Here is a 12,089-nt window from a genome sequence, read left to right on the forward strand (position 1 = left end):
GCATTCATGATTATTGCGAACTGATTGATGGTGTTAACATCATTATCATGAAACGATGACTATTAACCCAGCGCTTTGGCGCTGGGTTTTACATTAGGAGAACAATATGAGCTATGTATTTCCGGGGGCGTTTCCCGGTCGTCGTATGCGTCGTGTACGCCGTCATGACTTTTCCCGCCGCTTAGTTGCTGAAAATCAACTTACTGTGAATGATCTGATTTATCCTGTATTTGTTATGGAAGGAACGAATCAGCGTCAGGAAGTGTCTTCAATGCCAGGAGTGTATCGTCTGACAATCGATCTTTTGCTGAAAGAAGCAGAAGAGATTGCCCGACTGGGTATTCCTGTTTTGTCTCTGTTTCCGGTCATTGAAGCGGACAAGAAATCATTGGATGCGAAAGAAGCCTATAACCCCGACGGCTTGATTCAGCGCTCTGTTCGTGCCCTGAAAGATGCTGTTCCTGAATTGGGTCTTCTGACGGATGTAGCGCTCGATCCATTTACTATCCACGGGCAAGATGGTGTTATTGATCAGGATGGTTATGTTATCAATGACATTACCAAAGATATTCTGGTTAAGCAGGCATTGTCCCATGCTGAAGCTGGGGGCGAAATTATCGCGCCAAGCGATATGATGGATGGCCGCGTTAGGGCTATTCGCGAGCAGCTTGAGATGGATGGTTATGTTAATACCCAAATTATGGCTTATTCTGCCAAATATGCCTCTTGTTACTATGGACCATTTAGGGATGCTATTGGCTCCAGCGGTAACCTGAAAGGTGGCAATAAGATGACCTATCAAATGGACCCTGCAAATAGTGATGAAGCGTTGCAGGAAATTGCACAGGATTTACAGGAAGGTGCAGATAGCGTCATGGTTAAACCGGGTATGCCATATTTGGATGTGATTCGCCGGGTAAAAGAGACTTTCGGTGTGCCGACATTTGCTTATCAGGTTTCTGGGGAATATGCCATGCATATGGCAGCGATTCAAAATGGTTGGTTGAAAGAGCAGCCCGCGATTATGGAATCACTATTGTGCTTCAAACGAGCGGGAGCAGATGGTGTTCTGACCTATTTTGCCAAGCGTGTAGCGCAGTGGCTGCATGAACAAAAATACTGATTTGTAATCGCTTGAGACGGGCAATTTTGCCCGTCTTCTGATTAAATTTTGATGAAATATTTATTATCTAAAACCTTAGAAACTTCTTTGTTGAGAATATTTAGCAAGAGAATGGAGCGGGTTTCCCCATCCGGTTCATTATAAATTGCTTGAATGCCTTCGAAGATTCCCTCAGTGATTAAGACAGTATCACCAGTAATCGGGGTTTCAGGTGCAATATATTCTTGCTCAGTAACAGACATTAATTCATCAATCAATGTTTGTGGAACAATGGCAGGATAAGTACTGAATCGAACGAAATGATTGACACCACGTGTGGAATTAACGGTCGTGGTATGAATAACTTCGGGATTAAAGTGGACAAACAGGTAATTGGGAAACAGTGGCTCAGTAACTGTGGTTCGTTTACCCCGAATAATTTTTTCAATTTTGGCTGTAGGTGTTAAGCAAATTACGTCCTGTCGCTCTAAATTCTCTATTGCCCGGGAGACTTGCCCACGTTTACAGTAAAGAAGATACCAATTTCCCATCATATTTCGACTCCATTGCGTAGAGTGCCTAGCATAACAAAACCAGTACTAAAGGGTCACCAGTAAAGATAGAAGTTATTTAAGTGTAAGCCGTATTTTTATATTCTATCGTGCTTATTTTCAGTAAAAGTCTATGTCTTGATTATTGCACTAAATCCATTGTGTTATTGTGTTTTAGCAGGTTATGAGTTTTCCTTGTAACCCCCATGGGAGGGATTATAATGGCTTTCCCTCCTTGAAAATCGGCACAAATGAACACTATGAAATATCGCGATCTAAGAGACTTTCTTTCCTTGTTGGAACAATCAGGTGAATTAAAGCGAATTCGTATAGAAGTTGATCCATACCTGGAAATGACTGAAATCGCAGATCGTACTCTTCGTGCCGGTGGTCCTGCCTTATTATTTGAAAATCCTAAGGGATATTCGATGCCTGTATTATGCAACTTGTTTGGGACACCTCAGCGTGTTGCCATGGGAATGGGGCAGGATGATGTTAAGGCACTGCATGATGTTGGGAAACTATTGGCTTTTCTGAAAGAGCCTGAGCCACCAAAAGGCTTTCGTGATTTGGTCGATAAATTGCCGAAATTCAAACAGGTTTTGAATATGCCAACCAAACGCCTTAGCTTTGCGCCTTGTCAGGAACAGATTTGGGCCGAAGATGAAGTTGATCTTACCCGTATTCCAGTCATGCATTGTTGGCCAGATGATGCAGCCCCTTTAATTACCTGGGGATTGACGGTGACTAAAGGACCTAATAAAGAGCGCCAGAACTTGGGTATCTACCGCCAACAGGTATTGGGAAAAAACAAACTGGTTATGCGCTGGTTATCACATCGTGGTGGTGCGCTTGATTTTCAGGAGTGGTGTCAGGCTCACCCGGGGGAACGTTTCCCTGTATCCGTTGCATTGGGAGCCGATCCTGCCACGATATTGGGGGCGGTTACTCCAATTCCTGATACCTTGTCTGAATATGCGTTTGCTGGATTATTGCGTGGGCATAAAACGGAAGTTGTTAAATGTATATCCAATGATCTGGAAGTACCTGCCAGCGCTGAGATTATCCTTGAAGGCTACATTGAACCTGGTGAAATGGCACCGGAAGGGCCATATGGTGATCATACCGGCTATTACAATGAAGTCGATATGTTCCCGGTATTTACCGTAACCCATATTACCCAACGCAGTGATGCTATCTATCATTCTACTTACACTGGGCGTCCGCCGGATGAACCTGCGGTGCTGGGGGTTGCGTTGAATGAAGTATTGGTGCCAATATTGCAAAAACAATTTCCTGAAATTGTGGATTTTTACTTGCCACCAGAAGGCTGCTCTTATCGACTCGCGATCGTTACAATGAAAAAACAGTATGCAGGCCATGCCAAGCGAGTAATGATGGGCGTTTGGTCATATCTGAGACAATTTATGTACACAAAATTTGTTATCGTTTGTGATGATGATATCAATGCGCGAGATTGGAATGATGTCATCTGGGCGATAACAACGCGAATGGACCCGCAGAGAGATACGGTCTTAATGGAAAATACCCCCATTGACTATCTCGATTTTGCATCGCCTGTTTCTGGGTTAGGCTCAAAAATGGGGTTAGATGCAACGAATAAATGGCCAGGAGAGACACAAAGGGAATGGGGACGCCCGATAGTGATGAGCGATGAGATTCGGGCCCGTGTCGATGAAATTTGGGATCAATTAGATATTTTGAAGCGATAAGAGGGAACGCATGACAATATTAAGTTGTAAAGTAACATCGGTTGACTCCATTACAGATACAGTTTATCGGGTTCGTTTATTACCTGATTCGCCTTTTTTTTTCCGTGCAGGACAGTATTTAATGGTGATTATGGATGAAAGGGATAAACGTCCTTTCTCCATGGCATCACCACCCTCAGAAAAACAGATAATTGAGTTGCATATTGGGGCTTCTGAGCTAAATCTCTATGCGATGGCGGTAATGGATAGAATTCTGGATCAGAAAGTCATTGATATTGACATTCCACATGGTCATGCCTGGTTTCGTGAAGACAGCAAAAACCCGATGTTATTGATTGCCGGTGGAACGGGATTCTCATATACGCGCTCTATCTTATTGGCTGCATTGGAAAAAAATCCTAATCGTGAAATTTCCATCTATTGGGGAGGGCGAGAACTGCAACACCTTTATGATTTGGGGGCGTTGCAATCATTAAGTGAGCATTATCCTAATTTGACCGTTGTACCGGTGGTTGAACAAGTTGATGAACACTGGCGCGGAAGAACGGGAACAGTTCTGAGTGCGGTTTTGGAAGATTTCGGCAGTTTGGCAAACCATGATATTTACATTGCTGGCCGCTTTGAGATGGCTAAAATTGCCCGTGAACGGTTCTGTAGTGAGCGAGAGGCATCTATCGAACGCATGTATGGGGATGCATTTGAGTTTATTTGAGCCGTTTGCCGATAAAAAATGAGACGACAAAAAATAAAAAACCCGCCCCTGACAGGCGGGAAACTATGGCAACAACTGACTAGAATGATGCAATAGATAAGACAGACAAGGGAAAAACGTTAATTTTTAAAAGCCATAAATGTCAATCGTCAACTATGCTTTATAGCCAAGTTTTCATGACTATACTCTTTCAATAATCGTGGCTATACCCTGGCCTAACCCGATGCACATGGTTGATAGCCCGAACTGAACATCTTTACGTTCCATCAAGTTAAGCAGAGTGGTTGTAATGCGAGTACCAGAGCACCCCAATGGGTGACCGAGAGCAATAGCGCCGCCGTTCAGGTTGATTCTGTCATCCATACTCTCCAGCAGATTCAATCCCTTTATACAAGCCAGGGATTGTGCGGCGAATGCTTCGTTCAATTCCATAACGCCAATATCCGTAAGGCTTAATCCGGCTTTTTTCAGGGCCATTTGTGTGGCCGGCACAGGGCCATAACCCATGATAGAAGGATCACAACCCACAACTGCCATTGAGCGAATACGGGCGCGAGGTTTTAATCCTAACGCTTTAGCTTTGCTTTCGCTCATGATCAGCATGGCAGAGGCGCCATCGGAAAGCGCTGAGGAGTTACCCGCAGTCACACTTCCAGTGACAGGATCAAAAACGGGACGCAGTGCAGCCAAATCTTTTGGATTAGCATCTGTGCGGATCACTTCATCAAAATCGACGAGTTTCAGATTTCCTTCAGCATCATGTCCATATATGGGGACTATTTCGCTAGAGAAAGCCTTGGATACGGTCGCTTGTGTTGCACGTTGATGAGAACGAAGGGCAAACTCATCCTGCATTTCACGACTAATATTGTACATTTTGGCCAGCATTTCTGCCGTTAATCCCATCACACCTGCTGCCTTGGCAACGTTACGGCTTAATTTGGGATGAAAGTCGACACCGTGTGTCATGGGAACATGTCCCATATGTTCAACACCGCCGACCATAACAATACTGGCATCACCGGTCATGATCATGCGGGCACCATCGTGCAGCGATTGCATCGAAGAACCACAGAGACGGTTAACCGTGACCGCAGGAACTGAATGGGGAATACCCGCGAGTAAAGCTGAGTTGCGGGCAATATTGAACCCTTGTTCCAGTGTTTGTTGCACGCATCCCCAAGAGATATCATCAATATCTTCAGGTTTAACAGTAGGATTGCGCTTGAGTATTGACTTCATCAGATGTGCAGAGAGATCTTCGGCACGGACCTGACGGAATACACCACCTCTTGAGCGCCCCATCGGGGTACGGATACCATCAATAATAACTACGTTTTCCATGTTTTCAGACCTCACGCTTTTTCACCTGAATTAACAACAAGTTCTGCTGGGGCAGGGTAGTAACTTTCATTACCTTCGGCTTTTGCTTTCAGACCAGCGGGTATGTGATAGAGGGCGCCCAGGTGAGTATAACTTTCTGCCATCTTCACATAGGCGGCAGTTCCCAGGGTATCCAGATAACGGAAAACACCACCATGGAATGGAGGGAAGCCTAAGCCATAGACCAGTGCCATATCCGCTTCTGCGGGGCTGGCAATAACACCTTCTTCGAAGCAGCGAACAACTTCGTTAATCATTGGGATCATGGTTCGGGCAATGATCTCTTCGCCAGAGAAAGTATGTTTCGGTTTGCTGATGCTTGCCAATAATTGATCGGTAGTATCATCCCGCTCTTTTTTCGGCTTGCCTTTTTTATCTTGGGTATATTTATAGAAACCAACGCCATTTTTCTGACCATAACGCTGATTTTCAAATAGTACGTCAATAGCATCTCGATAATCGCGGCTCATGCGGTTTGGGAAACCCTGAGCCATGACAGATTGTGCATGGTGGGCGGTGTCAATACCGACAACATCAATGAGATAAGCAGGACCCATTGGCCAGCCAAATTCTTTTTCCATGATTTTGTCGATTTGGCGGAAATCACCACCATCACGCAACAACATGCCAAAACCAGCCAGATAAGGGAACAATACGCGGTTTACAAAGAAGCCGGGGCAATCGTTAACAACGATCGGTGTTTTACCCATTTTACTGGCATACGCAACAACATTTGCAATCGTCTTATCTGCGGTTTTTTCTCCACGAATAATTTCAACCAACGGCATACGATGTACTGGGTTGAAGAAATGCATCCCACAGAAGTTTTCCGGGCGTTTTAGCGATTTTGCTAATTCAGTGATTGGGATAGTGGAGGTATTGGAAGCCAGAATGCAATCATCGCTGATATGTGATTCTGTTTCTGCTAAAACCGCCGCTTTAATCTTCGGATTTTCAACGACAGCTTCAACAACAATTCGGGATTGTTCAATACCCGCATAATTCAGGGTTGGATGAATGGATGCCAGAATTTTAGCCATCTTCATGGCATCTAAACGCCCACGCTCAAATTGTTTATTCAGCAATTTGGCAGCTTCATTGATACCTAAATCCAGCGCTTTTTGATTAATATCTTTCATCAAGACAGGAATACCTTTGCGCGCTGATTGATAGGCAATACCTCCACCCATGATCCCGGCCCCCAGTACAGTCGCATGCTCAGGGGTTGTAACGGTTTGCAGGTGTTTCTTCGCCAGGCCTTTAACATATTGCTCATTCAGAAAGATGCCGATTAAAGCACGAGAGACAGAGGTGTGTGCTAATGAAACAAAACTGGCTGATTCCAGTTTTAAGGCTTCATCACGACCCAGTGTAGCGGCTTTTTCAATGGTTTTTACCGCAGTGATTGGTGCTGGATAATGAGGGCCGGCAACCTTCATGACCATACCTTTTGCGACGGTGAAACTCATGGTACGTTCGATCTCATTGAGAGTCAGAGGCATCAGTTTAGGCTGACGGGCGGCTTGCCAGTCCAAGTCTCCTTGAATAGCTTGTTCCAGAATTGAAACGGCAGAGTCAACCAGTTTTTCGGCGGGAACTACGGCATCAACCAGGCCATTTTTCAGTGCTTCTTCAGCACCAATATCTTTTCCTGCGGAAATGATTTCGAGAGCGTTGTCTGTGCCAATCAGGCGTGGCAGGCGAACAGAGCCACCAAATCCCGGCATAATACCTAATTTAGTTTCTGGTAATCCGATGCGAAGATCGGGGGATGCGATACGAAAATCTGTTGAAAGCACCAATTCACACCCACCGCCAAGGGCATAGCCATTGATAGCAGAAATAGTTGGAACGGCGAGATCTTCTATACGGTTAAAGATATTGTTGGCGAGATCCAGTAATTCGTGCAGTTTTTCTGCTGGTGCACTGAATAGCGATAAAAATTCTGTGATATCAGCACCAACAATAAAAGCTTGTTTTTCAGAGCGTAGCAGTAACCCTTTTAGTTTAGTTTCTTGCTCAAGGGTAGCAACGGCTTTATCCAGCGAAGTAACCGTTTTTGTGTCTAATTTATTAATTGCAGCCGGCGCATTGAAGATGAGTTCAGCAATGCCATCTTTCAGCCATTTTACTTGAATAGTTTCACTTAGGTAGAGCATGTCATTCTCCTCAATGAGTGCATACCATCTGGTATGACCAGATGCAGTTGATTGTGATTACTGTGTTAATTTAATGCAAACCAATGATTAATTTTTTGTAGGGCAGATCACAGGTAAGATTTATGGCAGGGAGCAATGTATTTTGTTAATACATTGAAAAATATAAATATATTAGTTTATTTTCAGAGAGGGCGTTTTTCACGTGATAGCTCCCACAATAATGAATTGTGGTAATATTTAAGCTCCTGCCAAAAAATCAAAAGGCTAATTAAGAAGATGGAAAAGTTGGCATCTCTGTACCAAGAACATATTAAAACCTTACAAAAACGTGCCCGAGAAATCTTAGAGCGAACTCAGTTTGACGCCTTGCTTATTCATTCAGGTGAATCATTACGGGTTTTTCTGGATGACAGTCATTATCCGTTTAAGGTAAATGCACACTTTAAGGCTTGGATACCTGTGACCAAAGTGCCTAATTGCTGGTTGTGGATTGATGGTGTCAATAAACCTAAGCTCTGGTTTTATTCACCAGTAGATTACTGGCACAGCGTAGAGCCACTACCCAGTGGATACTGGACTGACGAAATAGAAATGATCCATTTGGCAAAAGCTGAAGATATCAGCATTAAACTGAATGGATTATCAAACCAGAACACCGCTTATATTGGTGAACAAACGGAGCGTGCTAAATCTTTGGGTATTCTTGATCACAATATCAACCCAAAAGCTGTTTTGGATTATTTGAATTATCATCGTTCATATAAAACAGATTATGAATTGGCTTGTATGCGTGAGGCCCAGAAAACCGCCGTTAATGGTCATCTGGCCGCTTATGATGCATTTTTGTCTGGTGTGAGCGAATTCGAAATCAATATGTTCTATTTGATGGCAACCGGGCACCGTGATACCGATGTCCCTTATGATAATATTGTTGCCTTGAATGAAAATACGGCTGTTTTGCACTACAACAAATTACAGCAGAGGGTTCCTTCGGAAATACGCAGTTTTTTGATTGATGCTGGAGCGGAATATCATGGTTATGCTGCGGATATCACCAGAACCTATGCAGCAAAACCTCATAATGATTTTGCCTCACTGATAAAGGATCTGAATGAAGAACAACAGGCGCTCATCGGCACAATTAAAACGGGAGTTCGATATACCGACTACCATGTTAATATGCACCAACGTATAGCCAGGATACTGAAAAAACATGATATTGTTCATGGGATCAGTGAAGAAGATATGGTTGAAACAGGATTGACGACACCATTTTTCCCACACGGACTCGGCCATCCTTTAGGTTTGCAGGTGCATGACGCTGCGGGATTTATGCAGGATGATAGAGGAACCCATCTGGCCGCCCCGGAGATGCATCCTTATTTGCGCTGTACCCGTATTCTGGAGCCAAGAATGGTTTTGACCATTGAACCTGGGATCTATTTCATTGAAACTTTATTAGCGCAGTGGCGTGAAAGTGAATATCGTCAACATTTTGATTGGAAGAAAATCAATATGTTGAAAAATTATGGTGGTATTCGTATTGAAGATAACATCGTTATTCACGATGGAAAAATTGAAAATATGACCAGAGAATTACAATTATCGTAATGAAGCCTTATTTAATTCCTGCGGCTTCAGTCAGTTTTACTGAAGAAATAAAAAAGAGTCGTTTCATTACCCTGCTGGAGCATACCAGCGGGGTGGATGAGGCGAAGTTATTTATCCAAAGCATCAAAGAACAATATCCTGATGCTCGGCACCATTGTTGGGCTTTTGTGGCAGGAGCGCCGGATGATTCCCAACAGTTAGGGTTTTCTGATGATGGTGAGCCTACCGGAACCGCTGGTAAGCCGATGATTGCTCAGTTGATAGGAAGTAGCTTGGGGGAAATTACTGCTGTATCTGTTCGCTATTTTGGTGGCATAAAATTGGGTACGGGTGGTTTGGTAAAAGCCTATGGCAATGGGGTACAGCAAGCTCTGAAGCTGTTGCAAACCGAATACAAAGTACCGCAGAAGTTATACCAGTTACAGTGTGAGTACTCGCATATTTCAATGGTAGAACAGTTGCTACACCAATTTTCTGGGCAAGTGATCGCCAGTGATTATGCTGAAAATGTCACGTTGCAAGTCTCGCTGCCAGCTACCCTTGTTGGTGAGATAGGTGATAAATTACGGGACTTGAGCCGTGGTGCTCTGTTTTTAACGCCAAAATCATAATTATTCTTCATACCGGATTTCTAAGGAACCAGCCGAATGCATTTTCGCGCCATAACCCGCATTGTTGGACTACTTGTCATTCTTTTCTCTGTCACAATGATTATTCCGGGGCTGGTCGCATTGATCTATCGCGATGGCGCAGGCAGGGCATTCAGCCAGACATTCATCTTTGCTCTCGTCATTGGTTTAATATTGTGGATACCTAATCGCGAACAAAAATCTGAACTCAAACCAAAAGAGGGCTTTTTGATTGTTGTCCTATTTTGGACCGTGTTGGGAAGTGTGGGGGCATTGCCATTCATTTTCTCAGAAAAACCCAATCTTTCAGTCACAGATGCCTTTTTTGAATCATTTTCTGGCTTGACGACAACAGGGGCGACGACGCTTGTTAGCCTTGATTCCCTTCCCAAGGCTATTTTGTTCTATCGACAAATGTTGCAATGGTTAGGTGGCATGGGAATTATCGTTCTGGCGGTGGCGATCTTACCTCTGCTTGGTGTGGGGGGAATGCAGCTTTATCGTGCAGAAATGCCAGGACCGTTGAAAGACAATAAAATGCGTCCGCGTATTGCAGAAACGGCAAAAACGCTTTGGCTGATTTATGTCTTGTTGACCATTGCCTGTGCGCTGGCATTGTGGGCAGCGGGAATGTCAGTATTCGATGCGATTTCTCATAGCTTTTCTACCATCGCTATTGGGGGGTTTTCTACCCATGATGCCAGTATCGGCTTTTTTAATAGCCCGGCCATCAATACGATTATTGCCATTTTCTTATTGATTTCGGGCTGTAATTTTGGTTTGCATTTTGCGGTTCTTTCTGGACGAAGCTTGAAAGTGTACTGGCGTGATCCAGAATTTCGGATGTTCATTACTATTCAGTTGGCACTGTTGGCCATCTGTATGCTGATATTATGGCAACATTCTGTTTATGAATCAGAATGGGAAGCATTGAATCACGCGTTTTTTCAAGTTGTCTCTATGGCAACAACGGCTGGATTTACAACGGACTCTTTTGCCAATTGGCCTCTGTTTCTGCCTTTTCTGCTGTTATGTTCTGCATTTATAGGGGGATGTGCGGGGTCAACAGGAGGCGGTCTCAAAGTTATCCGTATTTTGTTGTTGTTCTTGCAAGGATCGCGTGAATTAAAGCGTTTAGTGCACCCGAATGCAGTGTATACCATTAAATTGGGGCGCCGAGCATTACCGGAACGGATTATTGAAGCAGTATGGGGTTTTTTCTCTGCTTACGCACTGGTTTTCGTCGTTAGTATGTTGTTACTGATCGCAACGGGTGTTGACGAATTTTCTGCTTTTTCTGCCATCGCCGCAACATTGAATAACTTGGGGCCAGGATTGGGAGCCGTCGCTGATAACTTTACAACGATGAATCCGGCGGCTAAATGGATATTGGTTGTCACTATGTTATTTGGGCGTTTGGAAGTATTCACATTATTGGTCCTATTTACCCCTACTTTTTGGCGTGAATAGTGTTTATATGTGATTCTCTGTTTAATAAGGGCGTATCTATGAATTATTTGTTGCTCTATTCTACCCAAGATGGGCAGACCAAAAAAATTATTACCCGTATCGCAGAGAACCTCCGTCGTGCTGGTATTAAGTGTGAGTTAAGAGATCTTTCTACAGTGAAACAAATCAATTTGATGCCTTACCAAAAAGTCATGGTAGGGGCGTCGATACGTTATGGTCGTTTCAATTTTGTATTGCATGATTTTGTCATTCGCCATCAAAAACAATTGAACCAAATGCCAACAGCTTTCTTTGGCGTCAACTTAACGGCGAGAAAGCCAGAAAAAAGAACGCCAGAAACGAACGCTTATGTACGTAAGTTTTTAATAAAAAGTCCGTGGCAACCTGATTTATGCGGAGTTTTTGCGGGAGCGCTACTCTATCCACGTTATTGTTGGTTGGATCGCATGATGATTCAGTTCATTATGCGAATGACCGGAGGAGAAACAGATACTACAAAAGAAATCGAATACACCGATTGGGAACAGGTAGATCATTTTTCTGAGAAATTTTTGCAAATATCGTGTGATAAAACGCCTTAAAAACAGTCTTTCTGCTGGTTATTACCTCGTTTTGAGGAAAAAAACCACGAACAGCAAAAAATTTTAAAAAAACTATTGTCAGCGCTGAAAAACACCCTATAATGCGCCCCCACAGACCGACGCCGAGCTGAAACAGACCGCGAAGGACAGTGAGAGAA

Annotated in this window: 10 protein-coding genes; 7 read left to right on the forward strand and 3 right to left on the reverse strand. The window is 43.7% G+C overall.

The window, feature by feature from the left end; translation table 11 throughout:
- Positions 1–106 precede the first annotated feature (106 nt).
- Positions 107–1,123, forward strand: a complete 1,017-nt coding sequence (hemB, locus tag ABLA76_RS12455; protein ID WP_348988155.1) for a porphobilinogen synthase — start codon at positions 107–109, stop codon at positions 1,121–1,123.
- A gap of 41 nt (positions 1,124–1,164) precedes the next feature.
- Here the strand turns inward: hemB and rfaH are convergent, their stop codons facing one another.
- The gene (rfaH, locus tag ABLA76_RS12460) at positions 1,165–1,653 is read right to left on the reverse strand and encodes a transcription/translation regulatory transformer protein RfaH (protein WP_047770675.1); all 489 of its coding nucleotides are present in this window, start codon (positions 1,651–1,653) and stop codon (positions 1,165–1,167) included.
- A 260-nt stretch (positions 1,654–1,913) separates the two neighbouring features.
- Between rfaH and ubiD the strand changes: the two genes are divergently transcribed.
- A complete protein-coding gene (ubiD, locus tag ABLA76_RS12465) occupies positions 1,914–3,386 on the forward strand; it encodes a 4-hydroxy-3-polyprenylbenzoate decarboxylase (protein ID WP_285809268.1) in 1,473 nt (490 codons plus the stop codon).
- 10 nt (positions 3,387–3,396) lie between these two features.
- The gene (fre, locus tag ABLA76_RS12470; RefSeq protein ID WP_348988156.1) at positions 3,397–4,098 is read left to right on the forward strand and encodes an NAD(P)H-flavin reductase; all 702 of its coding nucleotides are present in this window, start codon (positions 3,397–3,399) and stop codon (positions 4,096–4,098) included.
- Positions 4,099–4,278: 180 nt separating this feature from the next.
- On the opposite strand, the gene fadA is transcribed toward fre, so the two are convergent.
- Together fadA and fadB are read right to left on the reverse strand one after the other, a co-directional pair.
- Entirely contained in the window at positions 4,279–5,442 is a 1,164-nt protein-coding gene (gene fadA, locus ABLA76_RS12475; RefSeq protein ID WP_047770674.1) for an acetyl-CoA C-acyltransferase FadA, read from the reverse strand.
- An 11-nt stretch (positions 5,443–5,453) separates the two neighbouring features.
- Positions 5,454–7,640, reverse strand: coding sequence for a fatty acid oxidation complex subunit alpha FadB (gene fadB, locus ABLA76_RS12480; RefSeq protein ID WP_348988157.1), 2,187 nt, complete (start codon positions 7,638–7,640; stop codon positions 5,454–5,456).
- A 276-nt stretch (positions 7,641–7,916) separates the two neighbouring features.
- Here fadB and pepQ point away from each other — a divergent pair, with 276 nt between their 5' ends.
- Genes pepQ through hemG form a run of 4 tightly spaced genes read left to right on the forward strand, consistent with a single transcriptional unit; the run spans position 7,917 to position 11,931 of the window.
- Positions 7,917–9,251, forward strand: a complete 1,335-nt coding sequence (gene pepQ / locus ABLA76_RS12485) for a Xaa-Pro dipeptidase (RefSeq protein WP_348988158.1) — start codon at positions 7,917–7,919, stop codon at positions 9,249–9,251.
- Positions 9,251–9,862: an IMPACT family protein gene (locus ABLA76_RS12490; RefSeq protein ID WP_348988159.1), complete on the forward strand. Its 612-nt coding sequence runs from the start codon at positions 9,251–9,253 to the stop codon at positions 9,860–9,862. Before pepQ ends, ABLA76_RS12490 begins: the two co-directional genes overlap by 1 nt.
- A 36-nt stretch (positions 9,863–9,898) precedes the next feature.
- Positions 9,899–11,350: a Trk system potassium transporter TrkH gene (trkH, locus tag ABLA76_RS12495; protein ID WP_348988160.1), complete on the forward strand. Its 1,452-nt coding sequence runs from the start codon at positions 9,899–9,901 to the stop codon at positions 11,348–11,350.
- Between the two features lie 38 nt (positions 11,351–11,388).
- Positions 11,389–11,931: a menaquinone-dependent protoporphyrinogen IX dehydrogenase gene (hemG, locus tag ABLA76_RS12500; RefSeq protein WP_348988161.1), complete on the forward strand. Its 543-nt coding sequence runs from the start codon at positions 11,389–11,391 to the stop codon at positions 11,929–11,931.
- Positions 11,932–12,089 lie beyond the last annotated feature (158 nt).

It is taken from the genome of Xenorhabdus sp. SGI240 (assembly GCF_040081915.1).
In the GTDB taxonomy this organism is placed as follows: Bacteria; Pseudomonadota; Gammaproteobacteria; order Enterobacterales; family Enterobacteriaceae; genus Xenorhabdus; species Xenorhabdus bakwenae.

Coding starts and splice junctions, on each gene's coding strand:
- hemB (WP_348988155.1), top strand. CDS start 107: ATGAGCTATGTATTTCCGGGGGCGTTTCCCGGTCGTCGTATGCGTCGT.
- rfaH (WP_047770675.1), bottom strand. CDS start 1,653: ATGGGAAATTGGTATCTTCTTTACTGTAAACGTGGGCAAGTCTCCCGG.
- ubiD (WP_285809268.1), top strand. CDS start 1,914: ATGAAATATCGCGATCTAAGAGACTTTCTTTCCTTGTTGGAACAATCA.
- fre (WP_348988156.1), top strand. CDS start 3,397: ATGACAATATTAAGTTGTAAAGTAACATCGGTTGACTCCATTACAGAT.
- fadA (WP_047770674.1), bottom strand. CDS start 5,442: ATGGAAAACGTAGTTATTATTGATGGTATCCGTACCCCGATGGGGCGC.
- fadB (WP_348988157.1), bottom strand. CDS start 7,640: ATGCTCTACCTAAGTGAAACTATTCAAGTAAAATGGCTGAAAGATGGC.
- pepQ (WP_348988158.1), top strand. CDS start 7,917: ATGGAAAAGTTGGCATCTCTGTACCAAGAACATATTAAAACCTTACAA.
- ABLA76_RS12490 (WP_348988159.1), top strand. CDS start 9,251: ATGAAGCCTTATTTAATTCCTGCGGCTTCAGTCAGTTTTACTGAAGAA.
- trkH (WP_348988160.1), top strand. CDS start 9,899: ATGCATTTTCGCGCCATAACCCGCATTGTTGGACTACTTGTCATTCTT.
- hemG (WP_348988161.1), top strand. CDS start 11,389: ATGAATTATTTGTTGCTCTATTCTACCCAAGATGGGCAGACCAAAAAA.